Here is a 23,723-nt window from a genome sequence, read left to right as displayed (position 1 = left end):
ATACTTTTGCGAATAATTCGACTAAAAAGGAATTATGGAAGAAAATTTAAGAATCATCATCAGCGGAGGAGGAACCGGGGGACACATTTTCCCCGCAGTCTCTATTGCCAACGCCATCAAGGAACAACATCCCGAAGCGGAAATTCTGTTCGTAGGTGCTGAAGGCAGAATGGAGATGCAACGCGTTCCTGCTGCCGGATACCCTATAAAAGGATTACCTGTTGCCGGATTCGACCGTAAGAACTTATTAAAAAATATTTCGGTTCTTTTTAAATTGGTCAAAAGTCAGCTATTGGCACGTAAAATCATCAAGGACTTCAAGCCACATGCAGCAGTAGGTGTAGGCGGATATGCCAGCGGTCCCACTTTGAAAATGGCCGGGATGATGGGTATTCCGACACTGATACAAGAGCAGAACTCTTATGCCGGAGTAACCAACAAACTATTGGCAAAGAAAGCCCGCAAAATATGTGTGGCATACGACGGCATGGAACGTTTCTTTGAAAAAGACAAGATTATCCTGACCGGCAACCCCGTCCGCCAAGGACTGCGCAACCATCACATCAGCCGTGAAGATGCTATCCGCTCTTTCGGGCTGGACCCATCCAAGAAAACAATCCTGATTGTAGGAGGAAGCTTGGGAGCACGCACCATCAACAACTGCGTGATGGAAGGTTTGGACAAGATTAAAACATCCGGCGCGCAGTTTATCTGGCAAACCGGAAAAATATATATCGACGAAGCACGCGCCGCAGTAGCCCAAGCCGGTGAGTTACCAATGCTCCATGTAACCGATTTTATCAGTGATATGGCCGCCGCATACAGTGCTGCCGATTTAATAATCAGCCGTGCAGGTGCAGGTTCTATCTCTGAGTTCTGTTTGTTGCAGAAACCCGTCATTCTGGTTCCGTCGCCTAATGTGGCCGAAGATCATCAGACCAAGAACGCACTGGCGCTGGTCAATAAAAACGCAGCGCTCTATATCAAGGACGCCGCTGCCAAAGAAGCTCTGCTGGACAAAGCAGTTGAAACCGTGAAACAGCCGGAAACACTGAAAAGTTTAAGTACAAATATTGCTAAATTAGCCTTTACCGACTCAGCCAACGTTATTGCCCGGGAGGTATTCAAACTGGCTGATAAATACAGAAAAGAAAATGGACGTTAACACATTAAAATCAGTTTATTTCATCGGCGCCGGAGGCATCGGCATGAGCGCATTGGTACGCTACTTCCTGTCAAAAGGCAAGAAGGTAGGCGGATATGACCGTACGCCCAGTGAACTGACAGAAAAGCTGATAGAAGAAGGAGCAGCCATCCATTACGAAGAAAACACGGGACTGATAACGGATGCATTCCGCAACCCGGCAACTACATTAGTTGTCTATACTCCAGCTGTCCCCGACACACATAAAGAGTTTACCTATTTCCGGGAAAACGGTTTCGAGATACATAAACGTTCGCAGGTATTGGGAATGCTTACCCATGCAGGAAAAGGACTTTGTGTAGCCGGCACTCACGGTAAGACCACCACTTCCACCATGACAGCCCATCTGTTACACCAATCCCATGTAGGATGCAACGCCTTTTTGGGAGGCATCTCAAAGAATTACGGCACCAACCTGCTGTTGTCTGACAGTAGTGAATACATGGTTATTGAAGCCGATGAGTTCGACCGTTCTTTCCATTGGCTCTCTCCCTACATATCGGTGATTACCGCAACAGATCCCGATCACCTGGATATCTACGGAACCAAAGAGGCTTATCTGGAAAGCTTCCGCAAATACACCTCACTCATCCAGCCGGGAGGTGCATTGATTGTACGCAAAGGCATCGAACTGCAACCGGCCTTGCAGAATGGCGTGAAGCTGTACACCTATTCTAAAGAAGAGGGTGACTTTCATGCAGAGAATATCCATATTGGAAACGGTGAGATTTTCTTTGATTATGTATCACCACTGGGAAATATCCCCAATATACAGTTAGGTGTCCCCGTCAGCATCAACATAGAGAATGGAGTAGCTGCCATGGCTTTAGCGCAGATGAGCGGATTGACCGATGAAGAAATAAAGAGAGGTATGGCAAGTTTCCGCGGAGTAGACCGTCGTTTCGATTTCAAGATAAAGAACGACAAGGTAGTTTTCCTGAGCGACTATGCGCACCATCCTTCCGAGATAAAGCAAAGCATACTCTCCATGCGTGCCCTCTACCGGGACAAGAAGCTGACGGCTATTTTCCAGCCACACCTCTACACACGTACCCGTGATTTCTACAAAGATTTTGCCGACAGCCTTTCCTTGTTGGACGAAGTCATCCTGGTAGATATCTATCCGGCACGCGAGCAACCCATCCCCGGCGTCACCAGCAAACTGATTTACGACCATCTGCGTCCGGGCATCGAGAAGAGCATGTGCAAGAAAGAAGAAATTCTAGACGTACTGAGCAAGAAAGATATAGAAGTATTAATCACCCTGGGTGCGGGCGACATAGATAACTATGTACCCCAAATCTGCGGATTACTGAATAAAAGATGATAAAGAAAATTCTCATACTCCTGTTTCTGTTGCTAATAACCGCCTACCTTATTGTAGCCGTTACCGCTTTCAACACCAAGCCTGCCGATCAGGTTTGCAAGGGTATGGAATTGATTATCAAGGACAGTATAGACCATGGCTTCATCAGCCAGAAAGAAGTACTCCGCTTACTGAACGGTAAGAAACTCTCCCCCGTGGGCAAGAAGATGGGCGACATCAACACCCGCCTGCTGGAAGAAGAACTCAGCCAACATCCCTTGATTGAAAATGTGGAATGTTACCGTACACCGGGATGCAAAATAGGTATCGAAGTGACACAGCGCCTCCCCATCCTCAGAGTGATGGCAAACAATGGAGACAACTATTATATTGACAATAAAGGAAAAATTATGCCGATACCCAACAGTTCGGCACACGTAGCTGTTGTTACAGGATACGTGGATCGTGATTTTGCCGTCAAGGAACTATATACGTTAGGAGCCTTTCTACAAGCCCATCCGCTATGGGATGCCCAGATAGAGCAGATCAATGTGACACAGGCCAAAGAACTGGAACTGGTTCCACGAGTTGGTGAACATATCATATTCTTAGGCAAGCCCGGGAATTATGAGGAAAAGTTCGAGAAACTAAAAACTTTTTATGAGAAAGGACTGAACCAAGTAGGCTGGAACAAGTACAGCCGCATCAGTCTGGAATTTAATAATCAGATTATTTGTACTAAAAAAGAGAAGTAAGATATGGCAGCAACAGATTTTATAGTAGCGATAGAACTGGGATCCTCCAAGATCACAGGTATTGCAGGAAAGAAACATGCGGACGGAAGCATACAAGTGCTGGCCCTCGCCAGCGAAAACTCTTCGGATTTTATCCGTAAGGGAGTGATTTACAATCTGGATAAAACCGCACAAAGCCTTACTTCGATTATCAAGAAACTGGAATCGACATTAAAGGCTTCTATCGGAAAGGTCTATGTAGGCATCGGAGGACAATCTCTACGCACCATCCGTAATACGGAGGTACGTCATCTGGAAGAAGAAACCAAGATTTCACAGGAACTGATTGACTCCATTATGGACAGCAACCGCGAAGTCCCCATCATAGACCAGGAAATACTGGAAGTAGCACCTCAGGAATATAAAGTGGGCATCAACCTGCTGGCCGATCCTGTAGGAGTTCCCAGCGATCATATAGAAGGGCGTTTCCTTAATATCATCGCCCGCAGCAGCGTGAAGCAGAACATTGACAAATGTTTCAAACAGGCAGGAATCGAAATAGCCGACTACATCATCTCACCGTTGGCCCTGGCCAATGCCGTACTGACCAACAGTGAAAAACGCTCGGGCTGCATGTTCATCGACTTTGGCGCAGATACGACTACTGTATCTGTTTACAAAAACAACATACTCCGCCATTTGGCAGTCATCCCATTGGGAGGCAGCAACATCACCAAAGATATTTGCAGCCAGCAAATTGAAGAGGAAGATGCCGAAGAATTGAAAAAGAAATACGGCAATGCTTATGCCGACAAGTCGGAGGACGGAGATGACAACCCTACCTACTCGCTGGACGGGAAATGCAGTATTGAGTCACACTTACTGGAAGACATCGTAGAAGCACGTATCAATGAGATACTGGCCAATGTATGGAACCAGATTGTTCTTTCGGGATATGAAGACAAACTGCTGGCAGGAGCTATCATTACCGGTGGTGCCGCCAATCTAAAGAATATGGAGGAAGCATTCAGTAACCGTACCAAAATAGAAAAGGTTAGAATGGCCAAAGAAAGTCAGCTAAGTCTGAAAGGCGGTATGGTGGAACTGAAAAAAGATGGTACATGCAATACGATCATCGCTTTACTAGGAGCTGGAAAAGAAAACTGTTACCGTCCGGAACGTCCTATGAAACCCGTACAAGTACCTCTCTTCGATGAAAGCGGCGAGAATGTGGAAGACAAAAGGAAAAGAGAGAAAGAAGAAGCAGCCAGAGCAGCAGCGGCAGCCAAGAAAGCAGAGGAAGAGGAGAAGCTGCGAAAAGCCACTTGCGAGAACCTGATAAGAAACGCAAAAGAACTGAAAGAGGCAGGCAAATACAAAAATGCCCTGTCGCAACTGGCCAAAGCACGCGATTTGGGAGTAGCAGAAGCTTTGAACCAAATACGCGACCTGGAAAAAGAAATCAAGAGTTTGAAAGAAGCCAACAGTCCGATCAAACGGCTGACCGACTTGTTTGGAAAGATTCTGGAAGAATAATAACGAATTACATCACCTTAATATAATATAGAAGATTATGTCTGATGAAACTATAATGCCATTCGATTTCCCGGCAGAAAACCCGACTATCATTAAAGTAATCGGTGTGGGAGGTGGCGGCGGCAATGCCGTAAATCACATGTATAAAGAAGGTATACACGATGTAACATTTGTTGTGTGCAACACAGATAACCAGGCGTTGGCCGAATCCCCCGTTCCCGTGAAGTTGCAACTGGGAAAAGAAGGATTAGGGGCCGGAAACCGCCCGGAGCGTGCACGTGAAGCAGCCGAAGAAAGCATAGAAGATGTAAAAGGAATGTTGAACGACGGCTGTAAAATGGTATTTATCACTGCCGGAATGGGAGGAGGTACCGGAACCGGTGCGGCTCCGATCATTGCCAAGACAGCCAAAGATATGGATATCCTCACCGTAGGTATTGTCACCATTCCGTTCCTTTTTGAAGGAAACCGGAAGATTGACCAGGCACTGGACGGCGTGGAGAAAATGAGCCAGCATGTAGATGCCCTGCTGGTGATTAACAATGAACGTCTGCGTGATATTTATTCGGACTTCAGCGTGATGAACGCTTTCGGCAAAGCGGATGACACTTTATCTATCGCAGCCAAGAGTATTGCCGAGATTATCACCATCCGCGGTACCATCAACCTGGACTTCAATGATGTGAAAACGGTATTAAAAGACGGTGGTGTAGCCATTATGAGTACGGGATACGGCAAAGGGGAAAGCCGTGTGAGCCAGGCTATCAATGATGCGCTCCATTCCCCGTTGCTGAACAACAACGATATCTTCAACTCGAAGAAGATCCTGTTCAACATCTCTTTCAGCACCAAGAGCGAGTTGATGATGGAAGAAATGAATGAGGTTCATGACTTCATGAGCAAATTCGGTAAAGACGTGGAAACCAAATGGGGGCTCTATATTGACGAGTCGCTGGAAGAGCAGGTGAAGTTCACCGTACTTGCCACCGGTTTCGGCATCAAGGATGTACCGGGCATGGACAACATGATGAACAAACGCACCATCGAGGAACAAAAGAAACTGGAAGAGCTGGAGGAAGAGGAACAGCGCAAAGATGAACGTCGTGGAGATTACTACGGCAAAGACACCTTCAAGAACAGCAACAAGAAGAAACGCCACAACATTTACATCTTCAGTCTGGAGGATCTGGACAATGATGATATTATCAGTATGGTGGAAACAACCCCTACTTTCCAACGTACCAAAACTGTGTTGGAAAGTATCCAGTCCAAAGCAATAGCCGAAGAAGAGGAAACGTTCAATAACGATACCGAAAACGGCGGAATAACGATCACATTTTAACAACTAAAATAGAAAAGAACTATGGATTTATTTGACGTAATCAGCAACGATATCAAAGAGGCTATGAAAGCCAAGGACAAAGTGAAACTGGAAACTTTGCGTAATGTGAAAAAATTCTTCCTTGAAGCAAAGACAGCACCGGGCGCCAACGACACTTTGACGGATGACGCTGCATTGAAAATCATGCAGAAACTGGTAAAACAAGGGAAAGATTCAGCCGCCATTTACCAAGGTCAGGGCCGCGCCGACTTGGCAGAAGCCGAACTGGCCCAAGTGGCAGTGCTTGAAGCCTATCTGCCCAAACAAATGAGTAACGAAGAACTGGAAGCGGCTTTAAAAGAAATTATTGCAGAAGTGAGTGCCGCCGGTCCTCAGGATATGGGTAAAGTCATGGGCGTCGCCACCAAAAAGTTGGCAGGCAAAGCCGAAGGACGTGCCATCTCGGCTAAAGTGAAAGAATTACTGGGATAATACTCCGGCAATCCATATTCAAGAAACGAAGCTTCTGCCCCGATTCATCTTTACGGACAGAAGTTTCGTTTTTTATAAAATCAGTGAGAAGCAAACGTATGCAGTACCCTATCCAGCTTCCCAAGCAAATAAAAGGCTAGTTTATCATTTTAAACTTTTTCCGTTTATCATTCTCACTTCACCAATGCCCTGGAATTCAAAGTATCCTTCAGTGTATTCAGCCACAATAAAAAGCTGATATACAACGCATAAGGCTGACAGTAGCTCCTTCAGTACGCTGTCAGCACCTTCAGCCGCCACAACACCCGCACCGGACCGATGTCTTTGACCATCATGCTAAAGGACAAAGATGAGTCATACAATATCGTGGTCAAAAGATTGCACCTGCTTTCCGTCTTAACTTTCAAGACAGGAAGAATACCCATTTGCTTCCCGCTTCATTTATCGTTTCACTTTAGTGATGAAGCTTTAGCACTCTAGTGATGAGATTTCATCATTCCAGTGAAACAACTTCATCACTAAAGTGAAACGATAGATAAAAAAGGCGCGAAACATGAACACATCCTGATAAGAAAGGATTTCACGAGAACAACTCTTTCAGCACATCCAGCGATTTCAGCACCGGAAAATCCGGCAGATGCAAACGATAATAATCATTCATAATAACCAGACAGCGGTTACGCTCCAGACGGCTCATAGTAAAAAGATGCATTGTTTCATAATTCATACGCATTAAAAGGTTGATACGTGAAGCCTCCTCCGGTTTCAAAAAAGCACCATGTAATGGCTGGACAGACACGAAACAGGCATTCAGCATATCAAAAAAACATCCTTCCCTATAATCCTCCGTATTAGGATACAGACCGAGGAAACGTGAAAAACGCATCAGAAAAACCAAATGAAAATTGGAGAAACTTCTGTCGCATTCGTCCAGCCACCGGATAGAATGCTCCAAATAAGCAAACAACGGCCCGTTCTCCGCTTCTTCACGCAAAGCACGATACAGAAATTCCGCCAAGAACATGGCAATGGAAGATTTATAAGGATCGTATGGCAACGTGCGGAAAGGATGCCACGACTTCGCTTCTTTTATACGATACAAATTGGACATCGGACGATAATCCGCTTCAAACTCTATCATGGAAAGCGGCTGGAACAATACCGTCTTCACCGCCGATTTCCGTGAACGGGGAACAGACACAAGAAAAGAAGCACGGCCATTCTCGCGCGTATAAATATCAACGATATTCGAAGTATCATTATATTTTAAGGTATGAAGTACAATTCCCACCGTCTTTTGAAGCATACTCTTTCTCTCTTTTATATACTAGATAATCGTTGTCCGGAATACGTTTTTTGCTTTTCCACACAAATATATGTATCTTTGGAACATACAAAAATAAGGTTTTTAGATGAAAATGCACGTATTTATAAAAAAAATATGCCGAATGTTTTGTCAATTCAAAAAGAGTTCCTACCTTTGCAACCGCAAAAGAGAAAAACACTCTCCGAAAGCAAGCCAAGCTAAGGCTCGGCAGAATCAAGGCTCGGCCCGTTCGTCTATCGGTTAGGACGCAAGATTTTCATTCTTGAAAGGGGGGTTCGATTCCCCCACGGGCTACAAATAAAAATAATAAAAGAACAAAATTAAAGATTAGTCGAGATGGCAAATCACAAATCATCATTAAAGAGAATCAGACAGGAAGAGAAGAGAAGACTTCATAACAGATATTATGCAAAAACAATGCGTAACACTGTTAAAAAACTTCGTGCAACTACTGACAAGGCAGAAGCTGTTGCAATGTATCCGGGCGTTCAGAAGATGTTGGACAAACTTGCTAAGACCAATATCATACACAAGAACAAGGCTGCTAACTTGAAGTCAAAATTGGCTGCTTACATTAGCAAACTTGCTTAAGCAAAGTCTTAAACTAAAAGATAAAATAGGCAGGATTTTTTAATCCGGCCTTTTGTCTTTTATGCGCTTCATAAAACACAAGCAATACATATTGCAAACATAACATCTAAAAGAAGCGCAAATCCTCGCTCCGCGAAAAACAGAGTCTGAAGAATCCGAAGCATTCATGAAGGATTTAGAAGAGGATCGTACATGATAAAGTACTGATAAAAAGCCTGTTAAGCGTCGATGAAGGATTTGAAGGAAAAAAAGACCCATTAATTTCCAAAAGACTTACCCTCGAAATAAATACATCACTCCCATACTTTTCCCGGCGTTCACGGACAGACCTCATTCCAAACCTGTCCAATCCCCTCTTTTTTACGTTTTTTAGTCCATAAAAGCTGCCTGTCTCAGCAATTTTTCGTATCTTTGAAAGCTAATATTTAAGATAATTGAATCAAACATGAGTGAAGAAGAAAAGATAAACGGCGAAAACAATTACTCGGCCAGTAACATCCAGGTATTGGAAGGTTTGGAGGCTGTACGTAAACGTCCCGCCATGTATATCGGAGACATCAGCGAAAAGGGATTGCACCACTTGGTTTATGAGGTTGTGGACAACTCTATCGACGAGGCATTGGCCGGCTACTGTGATCATATAGAAGTCACCATCAATGAAGACAATTCCATTACCGTACAGGATAATGGCCGTGGTATCCCGGTAGACTTTCACGAAAAAGAAAAGAAATCTGCATTGGAAGTAGTAATGACCGTGCTGCACGCGGGAGGTAAGTTCGACAAAGGTTCTTACAAGGTTTCAGGTGGTCTGCATGGTGTAGGTGTTTCTTGTGTGAATGCCTTGTCTACTCACATGACCACACAGGTATTCCGCGGCGGCAAGATCTACCAGCAAGAATACAGCTGCGGACATCCTTTGTATTCTGTAAAAGAAGTAGGAACAGCTGATATTACCGGAACAAAACAGACTTTCTGGCCGGATGATACCATCTTCACTGTTACCGAATATAAGTTTGATATTCTGCAGGCACGTATGCGTGAGTTGGCCTACTTGAACAAAGGTATCACCATCTCACTGACCGACCGCCGGATCAAAGAAGAAGATGGCAGCTTCAAGAAAGAAATATTCCATTCGGACGAAGGAGTGAAAGAGTTTGTACGTTTCTTGAACCGTAACAACGAAGCGCTGATTGATGATGTCATTTATCTGAATACCGAAAAAAACAATACCCCCATTGAATGTGCCATCATGTACAATACAGGCTATCGTGAAAGTCTGCATTCGTATGTAAACAATATCAATACAATAGAAGGCGGCACACACGAGGCCGGTTTCCGCAGCGCATTAACCCGTGTACTGAAGAAATATGCGGAAGATACCAAAGCACTGGAAAAAGCAAAAGTCGAGATTTCGGGAGAAGACTTCCGCGAAGGCTTGATTGCCGTCATTTCAGTGAAAGTAGCCGAGCCGCAGTTCGAAGGACAAACCAAGACCAAGCTGGGTAACAGCGAAGTGAGTGGTGCCGTGAACCAAGCTGTAGGCGAAGCGCTTACATATTATCTGGAAGAACATCCGAAAGAAGCAAAACAGATTGTTGACAAAGTGATCCTGGCTGCAACAGCGCGTATCGCCGCACGCAAGGCACGTGAATCTGTTCAAAGAAAGAGTCCGATGGGCGGTGGCGGACTGCCGGGTAAACTGGCCGACTGCTCGAGCCGTAATCCGGAGGAATGTGAACTATTCCTGGTCGAAGGTGACTCGGCAGGTGGTTCTGCCAAGCAAGGACGTAGCCGTGCCTTCCAAGCAATTCTACCTTTGAGGGGTAAAATCCTGAATGTAGAAAAAGCGATGTGGCACAAGGCTTTTGAAAGCGATGAGGTCAATAATATCATCACCGCCTTGGGTGTCCGTTTCGGTGTGGACGGAAATGATGACAGCAAAAAAGCGAACATCGACAAGCTGCGTTATCACAAAGTGGTGATCATGACCGATGCCGACGTCGATGGTTCTCACATCGACACCCTTATCATGACATTGTTCTACCGCTATATGCCGGAAATTATAGAAAACGGACATTTGTACATTGCCAATCCGCCATTGTATAAATGCAGCAAAGGAAAAATCAGTGAATACTGCTACACCGAAGAAGCGCGCCAGGCATTCATTCAAAAATATGGTGACGGACAAGAAAACGGAATCCATACACAGCGATACAAAGGTTTGGGTGAGATGAATCCCGAACAACTGTGGGAAACAACAATGAACCCTGAAACGCGTATTCTGAAACAGGTAACAATCGACAATGCCGCCAACGTAGATTATATCTTCTCCATGCTGATGGGAGACGATGTAGCTCCGCGCCGCGAGTTCATAGAGAAAAACGCGACATATGCGAATATAGACGCGTAATTTTTCATTCATTATTTTTTAATCAAAATCCATCCTCACATCTTACAATTTGAGGTAACCCCGATCCTGCTTTTCTCTGGATCGGGGCTTTTTTATCAATGAAAATCAATCTGCCCCCATTTATATTTTTCCTCTTTTAAATGCCCGAAGAAACAGATACTCATACCGACTCTTTTTTTCGATGAAATGGGCAGAAATTGTAATAGTTCACCGCCGGTAACAAACATAACCTCATTCATTTTTCTTATAAATTAATTGGATGAAAGACGATATTCTGACAGAAAGTCTTAATTTTGGGACATTAAACCATTTAACTCAAATAATAACATGAAACTCACATTTCGAATTGAATACCGTACAGCCTGGGGAGAAGAACTGGGGGTGATACTGGACGGAAACAATAGTGAACCTATCATCCTTCGCACTCCAAACGGGGAACATTGGGAAGGTGAAGCTGAAATGCCGGATCTCCCTGCATGCGTACCTGTTTCCTACCGCTATGGAGTATATCGTGACGGACAGTGCATCCGCCGTGAAAGCGGAACCATGGCTCATTTGTTTTGTCCCGGGAAAAAGAAAAACTGCCACTACATATTAAATGATTTCTGGAAAGACCTTCCGGCTGAATCTTACTTATACAGTTCCGCCTTCAGTGGTGATTATCAGTCTGAAGCAGCTATAAAAGTCACAGCAAGCGCCGATGGAAGCATTACTTTCCGGGCCTTATGCCCTTGCCTGCATCATAAGCATCAAGTGCTGGCTATCAGCGGGGATTGCCCGGCTTTAGGCAATTGGGATATTCAAAAGACTGTCCTGATGGAAGAAATACAGCCTAACGAGTGGACCATCACACTGAATGTTTCTACTTTGGAATTTCCGCTAAGTTATAAGTTCGTAACCTGCAACGCCGACAGCAAGCAGGTAGAGGAATGGGAGAACCACGACAACCGGATGCTTAATAATCCGGAATTAAAAAAAGGAGAAATCTACCTGACACCGGAAACAGAAGTTCATTTCACTTCATCGGCCCGTAAAGTGGCGGGAACGGCTATCCCTGTATTTTCTCTCCGTAGTGAGAAAAGTTTTGGAGTAGGAGATTTCGGAGATTTGAAGAAACTGATAGACTGGGCGGCAAAGACCCACCAGCAAGCTGTACAAATCCTCCCTATCAACGATACGACCATTACCCATACCTGGATGGATTCTTATCCCTACAACAGCATTTCCATTTATGCATTCCACCCGATGTATATTGACTTGAACCAGCTGGGTAAGATGAAGGATAAGGAAGCGCTGGCTGTTTTTGAAGCCCGCCGACAAGAATTGAACGCTCTTCCTCAAATAGATTATGAAGCAGTGAACAATGCCAAACGTGCCTACTTGAAAGTGATGTTCCAACAAACCGGAAGAAAAGTGCTGGCTTCGGATGAATTCAAAAGATTCTTTGAAGAGAATGAACATTGGCTGCTGCCATACGCTGCATTCAGCTATCTAAGAGATCTGTATGGCACTCCGGATTTCAGCCAATGGCCTGAGCATACAGAGTACAAGGCAGAAGAAATAGCAGCCTTATGCGCACCGGACAGCTCTTGTTATGAAGAAATCGCCTTTTACTACTACACACAGTACCATTTACATATCCAATTACTTGATGCAGGAAACTATGCCCGCGAAAAAGGTATTATCTTTAAAGGTGATATCCCTATCGGCATCAGCCGCAACAGCGTGGAGGCATGGATTGAGCCGTATTATTTCAACATGAACGGTCAGGCAGGCGCACCACCCGACGCATTCTCCGTGAACGGACAAAACTGGGGCTTTCCCACCTATAATTGGGAGGTAATGGAACAAGACAACTACCAATGGTGGCAGAAGCGTTTCCGCAAAATGGCAGAGTATTTCACAGCTTACCGCATAGACCATATTCTTGGTTTCTTCCGTATCTGGGAAATTCCATCTCATTCGGTACATGGTTTGCTGGGACAGTTTGTACCGGCATTGCCTATGAGTGTGGACGAAATTCAAAGTTACGGGCTGCCGTTCCAAAAGGACTTCATGACCAAACCGTTCATCAACGAAGAGATGCTAAACAAGATGTTTGGTGACAAAGCTGCTTTTGTAAAAGAAACATTCGTACAGCATGTTCACGATGACATTTATGAAATGCGTCCGGAATATGATACCCAACGCAAAGTGGAGACTTACTTCTCCGATAAGAAAGATGAAGAAAGTATCCATATACGCGAGGGAGTATATGCCTTGATAAGCAATGTATTATTTGTTCCCGACCGCAAACACCCATCCATGTATCATCCAAGAATTGCCGTTCAGAATGATTTCATCTTCGGGCGCCTCAACTGGAAGGAGAAAGACGCTTTCAACCGTCTGTATAATCATTATTATTACCAACGCCATAACCAGTTCTGGTATCAGGAAGCGATGAAAAAGCTGCCTATCCTGACACAAGCCACTTCCATGCTGGTGTGCGGAGAGGATTTAGGAATGGTACCCGACTGTGTGCCTTGGGTAATGGATCAGTTGCAAATACTCAGTCTGGAAATCCAACGTATGCCCAAGAATCCCAAACATGAGTTCGGTCACGTGTGGGAATATCCGTACCGCTCAGTTTGTACTATTTCCACTCATGATATGTCTACTCTGCGGGGATGGTGGGAAGAAGATTATGAACAGACCTGCCGCTACTACAACCATGTAATGGGACACTGGGGAGAAGTTCCGGTTTCAGCCCCAGGATGGGTTTGCGAGGAAATAGTACGCCACCATCTGGAATGTCCTTCATTGCTGTGTATCCTTTCCTTTCAGGACTGGCTGTCAATAGACGAAGAAATCCGCTATCCCGATGTGAACGCGGAACGTATCAACATACCTGCCAATCCAAGACATTACTGGAGATATCGCATGCATCTCACTTTGGAAGAACTGATAAAGAACAAGAAGTTCAATGAAAAGCTGGTAGAGATGATTGACACTGCCGGCAGATTCTAAACATCCGCCACAGACAGCCTGGGGCCGTCTGTGGTGAATCTCTACCCCAACGATAATCAATAACACACATACCATGAAAAAAATTCCCGATTTAGGTTTCTGGAAACTATGGAATATTAGTTTCGGATTCTTTGGCGTGCAGATAGCCTACGCTTTGCAAAGCGCGAATATCAGCCGTATCTTTTCCACTTTGGGAGCAGACCCACACAGTTTAAGCTATTTTTGGATATTACCTCCGCTGGCAGGAATCATCGTCCAACCCATCATAGGCGCACTGAGTGACCGCACTTGGACGCGTTTCGGACGGCGTATCCCCTATCTGTTTGCAGGAGCTCTGGTTGCTGTTTGCGTCATGTGCCTGCTCCCTAATGCAGGTAGTTTCGGAATGACAGTCAGTGCAGCTATGGTATTCGGTCTGATATCACTGATGTTCCTTGATACCTCTATCAATATGGCCATGCAGCCCTTCAAGATGATGGTGGGCGATATGGTGAATGAAAAACAAAAAGGACTGGCTTACTCCATTCAGAGTTTTCTCTGTAATGCCGGCAGTCTGGCAGGATATCTTTTCCCGTTTATTTTTGCCGCCATCGGCATCAGTAATATTGCTCCCAAAGGTGTTATTCCCGACTCTGTCATCTATTCTTTCTACATCGGCGCATTGATACTGATTCTATGCGTGATCTATACTTCGGCCAAAGTAAAGGAATTTCCTCCCGAAGAATATGCAGCATATCATGGCATCACCCATGAAAGCAAAAAAGAAAAGACAAATATGTTCAAATTGCTGGTCAAGGCTCCCAAAGCCTTTTGGACAGTAGGACTGGTACAATTTTTCTGCTGGGCAGCCTTCATGTTCATGTGGACTTACACCAATGGAACAGTTGCTTTGAATGTGTTCGACACACCGGTCATAACAACCATGACAAACGGTGTTTCCAGAGTGGTACTGGATACACAATCCGCACAATACCAGACAGCGGGAGATTGGGTCGGGATCTTATTTGCTGTCCAAGCCATCGGTTCCGTTATTTGGGCAACGATCATCCCGATGATTCAGAACCGCAAACTTGCCTACGTACTCAGTCTGGTATTGGGAGGCATTGGATTCATCTCCATTTTCTTTATCCATAATCAATATGCTTTATTTGCATCCTTCATCCTGATAGGTTGCGCATGGGCAGCCATGCTGGCCCTTCCCTTTACCATTCTGACCAATGCATTAACAGGAGGACATATGGGAACCTATCTGGGATTATTCAATGGAACTATTTGTGTTCCACAGATTGTCGCAGCTTCTTTAGGAGGTATCGTACTGAAGATATTTACCAGTCCGGGTAGTGTCGCTCCGGAAGTAAACATGCTGGTATTGGCTGGAGTGTTCCTGATTATCGGTGCCGGCTGTGTAAGTATTATCAAAGAGAGGTAAAGCATTTCCCGAAAGTAATATATGCTCATTCCATCACCACCGTTCAATGTTCTGTTTCCCGAAACTGAAATTCACTCCGCGGTGTCAAAACTCTGTTTTTGAAAACATGAACTTATAATCTGAAATTTGAGCATCCTAAAAGACTAAAGAAAGGATCGTATCATTACTCAATACAGAGTTTGATACGACCCTTTTACGCGTTATAATTACTATCTGCAACTTTTCAAAGCTGTCATTTTGGTTTTGACACATTCATCTTCATTCCGTCCAGCATTATTCCAACTTCTCCATGAATTCTGGATGCCGATAGAAAAAATCATACGCCATATAATAAAGTACAAAGCGGTACTCATTTCTGACACATGAGTTACATTCTGCGCCCAAGTATATAATAAAACGAAGATATAAATAATTGATTTTTACCTGTTTAGACTACAAAATACAAGATAGGTTTTTATCGATCTCTTAGTAAGAGATATATAATTCTCGTGCAAAAATAAGGAAAGTTTTGATAACTAATACACTTTTCATTAAAAAAATACGATCTAAAGCAAAAAAAAGCCTTTTTTCTTATTTAATCTTTCTCTCAACAGCCCACTTCTCATTGATTTAATTATTTGATTTTATGCATATTACATCTATTTTGTCGATCTCTTACTAAGAGATCGACAAAATAAGCAAATAAAAAACGAAAAAAGAATTGAATGGAATACCTGTTTCTGCGACGTAAAAAGACCCGCTACACTTCGGTGCGCCAAAAGACTTTGCTCTATCGTGCCGCCTCTCGCCGATGGGAGAAGGAGTTTGCGTTGCGGACGGACGTCCGCCGGATAGACGCTCTTATATATAAAGGTATATTATACCTGATGGAAGTGCGTCAAGTATTCCTCGATTCCTCTCTTTCGCTGAAAACACTGAGTGCGATGCTGGAGACAAACCAGACTTATTTAAGTAATGTGGTGAATCGCTATTTCGGCTGCAACCTGAAAGAACTAGTAAACACTTACCGAGTGGAATACGCCAAAGAGCTGCTCCGCAGCGGACGATGCCCCATAGAGGAAGTTCCCGTACGCAGCGGCTTCGGTTCGAAAAGCCCTTTCTATGTGGCGTTCGGAAAAGTGACGGGCATGACGCCCCGGCAGTATGTGGCACACGAGAGGAATCCGCTGAAACAAGAGGAAGATAATTAAGTCCTTTTATAATAAATGGTATGTATAACCAATTTTAGTTTTTTAAATTTATAAATTTAAAGTTTTTCTATTATGAACAAAAAGTTTTTAAGTGCAATCCTGTTCGGAGCCTTAATGGTTTCGTCAACAGGAACATTTGTGTCTTGTAAAGACTACGATGATGACATTGACGAGCTGACTTCGCGCGTGGATGGCGTTGAAGGTCAAATCAAAGACCTGGAAGCAAAAATCAATGCTGCCAACTGGATTACTTCTGTAACTCCTGCCACAGGCGGTTTCACTGTTGCTTTCAATGACGGTAGCAGCTACACCATTACCAACGGTAAGGACGGTGAAGCAGGTGCTGCAGGTACAGAATGGACTATCTCGGAAGATGGTTTTTGGGTATGCAACGGTGAGAAGACTACCGTTAAAGCTGTAGGCCAGGACGGCGCACAGGGTGAACCAGGCAAGGATGCTCAGCCTGAAGTGAAAAAGGAAAACGGCAAGTGGTATTTGTGGAACGGTACAGAATTTGAAGAATTTGCCGGTGCTACTCCTGCAACAAATGTTCCTTACTACTACGCTGATCCTACTGATCCTAACAACTACGTTATCATGGTTGTTTGTGACAAAGACGGTAAGAATGAAAAATCTGTTCGTCTGCCCTTGAACGAAGGATTGGCTCAGATTACTGTATTGGAAAACAATTTCAATATTGCTTATAGCATTGCTAAAGAAGGAACAGCATGGCCGAAATGGGAAGGTGGTTCTAAAGAAAAACCTGCCAAAGGTGAATATATGGTAGGACAATCCACCAGTTCTATTATAGTTCAGATATCTCCGGTTTCTTACGATTTATCAGGAAAAACCGTTAAGGCTGTAAACTCTAAAGGTGAAGAACTGCCTATCAAATTAGGAAAAGTAGTTCCTTTTACTGGAGTATTAAGCAGCAGAGCAGCTTCTACAACCGGATTGTATGAAATTCCTGTAGAAGGTATTACTGTTAATGATGAAATAGTTGAATCATACGGCAATAGCAATGCTGTAGCGTCATTGGTTGTTAACGAAAATGTTTACTCTCCATTCAATGGTGATTTTAAATTTAGTTTGGTGGATGCCCAAGATGTTAATATTCAATTCGGTAAATACCAGATTAATGAGCAAGGTGATACTTATCTCACATCATACGTGGATGCTAAGCCAGGTGAATCTGTAACAATTGTCCCTAAAAAAGAATTGGCAGGTCAACTATTCGATTCATACATCACAATGGATGATGATGCTCAAGCAAAAGCAGACTCTATCCGTTATGGCGTATCATTCGATGGCATGACTATCAATCTTAATGACAAGGCTGCAGGATATGTTAACTTTACAGTTCATTATATGAATGTTTTCGGTAAGGTTAAATCTCACGATGTAACCTTGAACTTTAATGAAAAAACTCCTGATGCAGAAGAAATTACTTCTATCGTAAGCAAGAAGCATGTTGTAACAGAAGTGACTGAAACTGCTGAACAAGCATTTATCTCTGACTTAAAGCCCTACTTCGATGCCATGGGTGCAGACAAACGTGTCGTTTGGAATGCTGAATATCGAGAAATGGTACTTGACCCCCAAGTAGAATGGGTATATGAAAATGCTGAAACAGGCAAGATAGAAACTGAAAATCTAACCGATCTTGTAAAGGATATCGCTACTGTTGACTCTGAAGGTAAAACAACAACTGAAGCAGCCCAAATAGCAGGTATCAAAGTTAACTTCAACACAAATTACGGTAGTCAATTAGCCAAAATCATTGAAAATGGTGGTGAGTTTACAGCTAAGGTAAATGTTGTTGCAGCTGTTAAAATTGGAACAGTCAATTATTTCAGAACAATTGCTGTTATTAACTTGCCGTTCACTATTGAAAAGCCAAGCGATGCAACATTGGCAGCAGCTTATACATTTAACCCGTCATACTATTTGAATAAGATTGTAACAGTTTATGCTAGTGAAATCACTAAAGCCAACATTTTCTCTGCTGGAACTGTAAGTGGATACAAAGCTATTGAAGATGATGCTGACAAGATTGCTGTTAGTGACAACGGTACTATCACATTAACTGAAAAAGGGGAAACTAACAAGGCTTATACGTTAACAGGTGGTAAGGTTACCTATGCAGGCGTACAGTTCCCGATTGCTGACTTCAAAGTTATGTTTGCTGAAAGCAAAAACTATACAACAGTTATGCCTGCTGGTATTTCTATCATCTCTGGTAGTGGTAACATAGTAACTGTGAAATATGGTAAAGCTGCTGATAAGAATGACAAGAACATCTATTACCGTGTAGATAACATTTCTGGAACACAAGATGATATTCAAAATGTAGTTTGCGAAGTCGAAGCTAAATATACCCAATATTTGACAGCAAATATAAACGGTAAAGATATTAAACTTACAGCAAATGCTGGTGATGCAAACAAAGTATCTGTAGCAACCCCAGTCAAAGTGAAATTGACTATCACTACTTCAACAAATGAAAAAGTAGAAGACACCATTACTGTAAACCTGACTCCCTATCCGGCACAGTAATCAAAGTCTAAACACACAGAGATAAGGATTTAATATCCTCCTCTCTGTAGAACTACTCCCAAGCAGAGAGAGAATTATTTTGAGTTATTCAACTCTCATTCTCTCTCTGCTTTTTTATTTATGCCAAACAATCAGTACTATGTCCAATAATTTTTATCAGGCATTCAATAGCATCAGCGATTCGATGACAAAAACCGTTCCTAAAGAAATCAAAATGACAAATGAGGTCGTATTTACAGAATCCATTCCATTGATTTACAAAGATACTTATCACACCTACCGACATTACCGCAATATTGAAATAAACCACCTATGGCAATACTCTATCTCTCCTATTACATTTATAGTATTTTGTCTTTCAGCCTATGGTTATCTACCTGTATAGATATGCTATCAATGTTACTATTTTCTACCAAAGACATCTCCGAAGATACGCTGAACACTTATTGGAAGCTTACTAGTTGTGGTGCTATTTTTATCTCTCACATAGGTGCTGCACTCTCTGTTTTATGGATTTAATGGTCGAAGATTCAAAGGCATGGTTTGAAATTTATGAAGTTGCCATTGCTGCTTATGAAGAAAATGACAAGTACCTGAACAAAATAGAAAATAATAATAACGAGGACAAAATAGGTGCTTTCCAATTTCAACAATTAGAAGGTTTCGAGACCAAGTTAACTGAAAAGATATTCGACTTGCCTATCCTCAATGCCCAAGGCGGGACTTATTCATCTTCTAAAATCAGTTGTGTTATTGGACAAGTAATGCTATCCGTTTGGGGAACTTGCCACATTTAGAATAAATACGACCAAACGCCCAAGGTTAGAGCTAATACTTACTGAAGCACGGAATAACAATGAATACACTTATATTACATTTGCTGGTATTATTGTAATCATATCTCTATCTCTACAAGTTCATCACTTCCTGTTCAAAAGTTTCCTTGTTTCCTATCGCCTTATTACGCATCTTGCTGCGATAATTATAAATCGTTGCCAAAGAATACCCCAAGAAATGGGCAATCCGATTACTATCAGTCACTCCCAGACGGATCAAAGCAAATATACGCAATTCCGTAGTCAGCAACTCACCCGATTTGGGATATATTCTTCCTTCCTCTACCAATAACTCATTAAAAGAAGTAATGAAATGAGGAAATAACTCCAGGAAAGACTTATCAAACTCATTATAAAAATCCTTCCGTTCATCTCGTATAAACTGCTCGGATTTAATCGCTTTAAACAAATCGTCTATACGGGAAGCCATTGCCAGTTTCGCCAAAGAACGACGATAAAACTCCAACTTGTCCAGATAAATCACACATCTGTCCAAATAACGGGCAATATATACTTCCTTGATCTTCCCCGTCTGTGCCAATTCAGCATTTACTTCCTGCATCTGTTGATTAGCCATACTCAGATTACGGCGCATCACTGATAATTTCTTCATCCATCGGTACAGATAAAAAATAGCAGCAAGCAAAAATAAAGAAAGTAAGCTGACACTGATTAAAAGAGTACGGGAAATCTGCCTCTCTCTTTCTTCTTTCAATTTATATGCTTTATCAATAATAGGAAAGAACTGCGTTACCTCAATAAACCGCAAACGGGCATTACAAGCTACCGCATCCTCCATTGAACAATTCAAATACTTATAGGCACGGTCCAAATCACCTACCTCATACATCAGTTGAGCCAATTTCTGTAAGGATGCATATTCACGAATAGACGATTTCAAATCTGTAATAGCGGTCAAGGCCAGATAATAAATTTCTTTCTGAATATCTCCCCGCATATCGTAAGCCTCGGATAAAGTATAGTAAATATACCCTTTTTGCCGTTCATCCGGCGTTTCTTTCAATAGGTCCGACAATATAACCAAAGCAGAATCCACCCTCCCATTAATAATCTTTTTCTCGGCCCATACAATGCTCCTGTCTACACAAGGATCAGTAGCAATAAGAATAGAATCCCTGTAAGCATCGGTCTTTTTCAAATATTTCACTTTTTCGGCATCATTGGTGGTATAATCGGCCACCCAACCATAATAAGCCCGATAGGTCCGGTAATAATAAGCCAAAGTTTCCCGTTCCAATTCCAACGGGTCTACCCGCTCCAATTGTTCCAAAGCCTCGTTATACATTCCCATCACCCCCATCACCTCGGCACGGTTAATGACAATCTCATTCTTTAACTCCGGATGATTCAACAGAGGCAACAAATTCATTTTTCCATTAATATAATACAATGCGGAATCAGCTTGATAATGCAGATAAGCGTTAAACAAAGAACCGCAAAGTTCATATTTCTCCCTATTATCTTTAGAACGGTGAAGACGTTGCTTTAAATCCACAATCTCTTTTTCCTTCTGCACATGATAAGCGGTCTTATTATCAATGATCCGATCCAACCTTTTCAACACTTCTTCATTGCTGTTTTTATCAGCAAACAAAGGAGGTGTCAAAATCAACAAAAACAATATAAAGAAATAGGTTACATTCTTCATCTTATATACTTATTATAGATTCACAAATATATAAATATAAGTAATTAGAATAAAGTTTTTCAACGAAAATATTTTCATTGACGTTTATATTTTCAGCAATACAGCAGAGATAAATACACCTAGTTATCAATAAGTTGAGTCTATAAAACATTTATATTTTTATTCTAGTACTCAAATCTCATCTATTCCACTCCTACATTTGCAACATCCAAATGAAATGAAGATATAAACACTAATTTCTATATATTATGAAAAGAACATTCGCACTTATGGCATTACTCGCGTTATTCGGTTTGCAACACACAGTGTCCGCAGCCATAATTAAAAAAGTAGCCCCAACCTTCTGGTGGGCGGATATGAAGAATCCCGAACTACAGATCCTACTGTATGGCGACAATATTTCCTCCAGTGATGTAAGCATCTCTTCTAAAGACATTCTTCTGAAAGATGTTGTGAAACAAGAAAATCCCAATTACCTAATCTTATATATGGATTTATCGGAAGCTACTCCGCAGACTTTTCATATTACATTGAAACAAGGTAAAAAGCAAACTGTTGTGCCATATGAAATAAAACAGCGTAAGGCAGATGCTTCCAACGTGGAAGGCTTCAACTCGGGTGACGTATTATATCTGATTATGCCAGACCGCTTCGCCAACGGAAATCCCTCGAACGATGTCGTACCGGAAATGTTGGAAGCAAAGGTAGACCGCAACGATCCGTTCGCCCGTCACGGGGGCGACCTCGCAGGTATTGAAAATAATCTGGATTATCTCTCCAACTTGGGAGTTACGGCAATCTGGCTGAACCCCATACAGGAAAATGACATGAAAGAAGGATCCTATCATGGCTATGCCATTACCGATTATTATCAAGTAGACCGCAGATTAGGCAGCAATGAAGAATTCTGCAAGCTGGTAGAACAAGCACACAGTAAAGGAATGAAAGTTGTTATGGATATGATTTTCAACCATTGTGGCAGCGAAAACTATCTTTTCAAAGATATGCCTTCCAAAGACTGGTTCAATTTTAAAGGAAACTACACACAAACTTCTTATAAAACAGCGAGCGTACAGGATATCCACGCTTCTGATTATGAACGCAAGATAGCCGTAGACGGATGGTTTACAGAATCAATGCCCGACTTAAACCAACGCAACCGCCATGTAGCCCGCTATTTGATCCAAAGCAGTATCTGGTGGATAGAATATGCAGGGATTAACGGCATCCGTCAAGACACACACCCTTACGCAGATTTCGACATGATGTCAGAATGGTGTAAAGCCGTGACCGATGAGTACCCTGATTTCAACATAGTAGGTGAAACTTGGTTGAACAGTAATGTGCTAGTTTCTTTCTGGCAGAAAGACAGCAGACTGGCTGCTCCCAGAAATTCCAATCTCCGTACCGTGATGGATTTCCCGCTGATGGAACAAATGAACAAAGCCTTTGACGAAGAAACAACTGACTGGAATGGCGGATTATATCGTCTTTACGATTATCTTACTCAGGATTTGGTATATGCAGATCCAATGAATCTGCTCGTTTTCCTTGATAACCATGATACTTCACGCTTTTATTTAAATGAAGAAGCCACGCAAAATATTGACCGCTACAAACAAGCACTTGTATTCCTGCTGACTACACGTGGCATTCCCCAGATTTATTATGGGACAGAAATTCTGATGGCTGCAGATAAAGCCAATGGCGACGGTCTGTTACGTTGTGATTTCCCCGGAGGTTGGAAAAATGACTCACGCAACTGTTTCAATGAGGCTAACCGTACTCCGCAGCAAAATGAAGCCTTTACTTATATGCAGAAACTACTCCAATGGAGAAAAGGTAATGAAATCATAGCCAAAGGCAGATTGAAACACTTCGCTCCCAACAAAGGGATTTACGTTTATGAACGAAAATATGGAAACAAATCGATAACGGTTCTCATGAATGGAACAGACAAAACGCAAACCATTAACCTGACTCCATACAAAGAAGTACTTCCAACAACATCAGCCCATGATGTTTTAACGGATAAAAGTATCGACTTGAGTAAAAACTTAACACTCCCGGGGCGTGGAATGCTAGTTCTAGAATTTTAAAACAATCAGTAAAAGCT

The 23,723-nt window shown here is 42.6% G+C and carries 17 protein-coding genes and 1 tRNA gene; 16 read left to right on the top strand and 2 right to left on the bottom strand.

All coding sequences use genetic code 11. The annotated features are described in order from the left end of the window. The first annotated feature begins 34 nt into the window (after window positions 1-34). Genes murG through GKD17_RS01090 form a run of 6 tightly spaced genes read left to right on the top strand, consistent with a single transcriptional unit; the run spans window position 35 to window position 6,593 of the window. The gene (gene murG / locus GKD17_RS01115) at window positions 35-1,165 is read left to right on the top strand and encodes an undecaprenyldiphospho-muramoylpentapeptide beta-N-acetylglucosaminyltransferase (protein WP_007834743.1); all 1,131 of its coding nucleotides are present in this window, start codon (window positions 35-37) and stop codon (window positions 1,163-1,165) included. Next, complete coding sequence (gene murC / locus GKD17_RS01110; RefSeq protein ID WP_007834742.1) at window positions 1,155-2,531, top strand: UDP-N-acetylmuramate--L-alanine ligase; 1,377 nt, start codon at window positions 1,155-1,157, stop codon at window positions 2,529-2,531. Before murG ends, murC begins: the two co-directional genes overlap by 11 nt. Further along, window positions 2,528-3,265 carry a cell division protein FtsQ/DivIB gene (locus tag GKD17_RS01105; protein ID WP_007834741.1) on the top strand — a complete coding sequence of 246 codons (738 nt, stop codon included), beginning with the start codon at window positions 2,528-2,530 and terminating at the stop codon, window positions 3,263-3,265. Before murC ends, GKD17_RS01105 begins: the two co-directional genes overlap by 4 nt. A 3-nt stretch (window positions 3,266-3,268) precedes the next feature. Further along, a complete protein-coding gene (ftsA, locus tag GKD17_RS01100; RefSeq protein WP_007834740.1) occupies window positions 3,269-4,780 on the top strand; it encodes a cell division protein FtsA in 1,512 nt (503 codons plus the stop codon). Window positions 4,781-4,817: 37 nt separating this feature from the next. Then, a complete protein-coding gene (gene ftsZ / locus GKD17_RS01095; RefSeq protein ID WP_007834739.1) occupies window positions 4,818-6,122 on the top strand; it encodes a cell division protein FtsZ in 1,305 nt (434 codons plus the stop codon). A 21-nt stretch (window positions 6,123-6,143) separates the two neighbouring features. Then, the gene (locus GKD17_RS01090; RefSeq protein WP_007834738.1) at window positions 6,144-6,593 is read left to right on the top strand and encodes a GatB/YqeY domain-containing protein; all 450 of its coding nucleotides are present in this window, start codon (window positions 6,144-6,146) and stop codon (window positions 6,591-6,593) included. Window positions 6,594-7,173: 580 nt separating this feature from the next. Here the strand turns inward: GKD17_RS01090 and recO are convergent. Continuing rightward, the gene (gene recO / locus GKD17_RS01085) at window positions 7,174-7,899 is read right to left on the bottom strand and encodes a DNA repair protein RecO (RefSeq protein ID WP_007834736.1); all 726 of its coding nucleotides are present in this window, start codon (window positions 7,897-7,899) and stop codon (window positions 7,174-7,176) included. Between the two features lie 243 nt (window positions 7,900-8,142). Here recO and GKD17_RS01080 point away from each other — a divergent pair. The 9 genes from GKD17_RS01080 (at window position 8,143) to GKD17_RS01040 (ending at window position 19,899) form a co-directional block, all read left to right on the top strand. Continuing rightward, window positions 8,143-8,214: transfer RNA gene (locus tag GKD17_RS01080), tRNA-Glu, on the top strand. 42 nt (window positions 8,215-8,256) lie between these two features. Beyond that, complete coding sequence (rpsT, locus tag GKD17_RS01075; RefSeq protein WP_005838940.1) at window positions 8,257-8,511, top strand: 30S ribosomal protein S20; 255 nt, start codon at window positions 8,257-8,259, stop codon at window positions 8,509-8,511. Window positions 8,512-8,956: 445 nt separating this feature from the next. Further along, window positions 8,957-10,921, top strand: coding sequence for a DNA topoisomerase (ATP-hydrolyzing) subunit B (gene gyrB, locus GKD17_RS01070; RefSeq protein ID WP_007834731.1), 1,965 nt, complete (start codon window positions 8,957-8,959; stop codon window positions 10,919-10,921). Between the two features lie 327 nt (window positions 10,922-11,248). Further along, a complete protein-coding gene (locus GKD17_RS01065) occupies window positions 11,249-13,927 on the top strand; it encodes a 4-alpha-glucanotransferase (protein ID WP_007834727.1) in 2,679 nt (892 codons plus the stop codon). A gap of 73 nt (window positions 13,928-14,000) precedes the next feature. Beyond that, the gene (locus tag GKD17_RS01060; protein ID WP_007834725.1) at window positions 14,001-15,356 is read left to right on the top strand and encodes an MFS transporter; all 1,356 of its coding nucleotides are present in this window, start codon (window positions 14,001-14,003) and stop codon (window positions 15,354-15,356) included. Between the two features lie 704 nt (window positions 15,357-16,060). After that, the gene (locus GKD17_RS01055) at window positions 16,061-16,546 is read left to right on the top strand and encodes a helix-turn-helix domain-containing protein (RefSeq protein WP_007834712.1); all 486 of its coding nucleotides are present in this window, start codon (window positions 16,061-16,063) and stop codon (window positions 16,544-16,546) included. A gap of 72 nt (window positions 16,547-16,618) precedes the next feature. Beyond that, window positions 16,619-19,102: a PL29 family lyase N-terminal domain-containing protein gene (locus tag GKD17_RS01050; RefSeq protein WP_008674310.1), complete on the top strand. Its 2,484-nt coding sequence runs from the start codon at window positions 16,619-16,621 to the stop codon at window positions 19,100-19,102. A gap of 139 nt (window positions 19,103-19,241) precedes the next feature. Further along, window positions 19,242-19,487 carry a hypothetical protein gene (locus GKD17_RS01045; RefSeq protein ID WP_007834707.1) on the top strand — a complete coding sequence of 82 codons (246 nt, stop codon included), beginning with the start codon at window positions 19,242-19,244 and terminating at the stop codon, window positions 19,485-19,487. 124 nt (window positions 19,488-19,611) lie between these two features. Further along, on the top strand, window positions 19,612-19,899 hold the full coding sequence (locus GKD17_RS01040; RefSeq protein WP_007834705.1) for a hypothetical protein: 288 nt from the start codon (window positions 19,612-19,614) through the stop codon (window positions 19,897-19,899). Between the two features lie 112 nt (window positions 19,900-20,011). Here the strand turns inward: GKD17_RS01040 and GKD17_RS01035 are convergent, their stop codons facing one another. After that, window positions 20,012-21,607 carry a DUF6377 domain-containing protein gene (locus GKD17_RS01035; RefSeq protein WP_007834702.1) on the bottom strand — a complete coding sequence of 532 codons (1,596 nt, stop codon included), beginning with the start codon at window positions 21,605-21,607 and terminating at the stop codon, window positions 20,012-20,014. Between the two features lie 248 nt (window positions 21,608-21,855). Between GKD17_RS01035 and GKD17_RS01030 the strand changes: the two genes are divergently transcribed. After that, a complete protein-coding gene (locus GKD17_RS01030) occupies window positions 21,856-23,706 on the top strand; it encodes a glycoside hydrolase family 13 protein (RefSeq protein ID WP_007834700.1) in 1,851 nt (616 codons plus the stop codon). Window positions 23,707-23,723: the final 17 nt, after the last annotated feature.

Origin of the sequence: Phocaeicola dorei, assembly GCF_013009555.1 — a bacterium.
Taxonomy (GTDB): Bacteria; Bacteroidota; Bacteroidia; order Bacteroidales; family Bacteroidaceae; genus Phocaeicola; species Phocaeicola dorei.
This window is presented reverse-complemented; position numbering and strand designations above follow the sequence as displayed.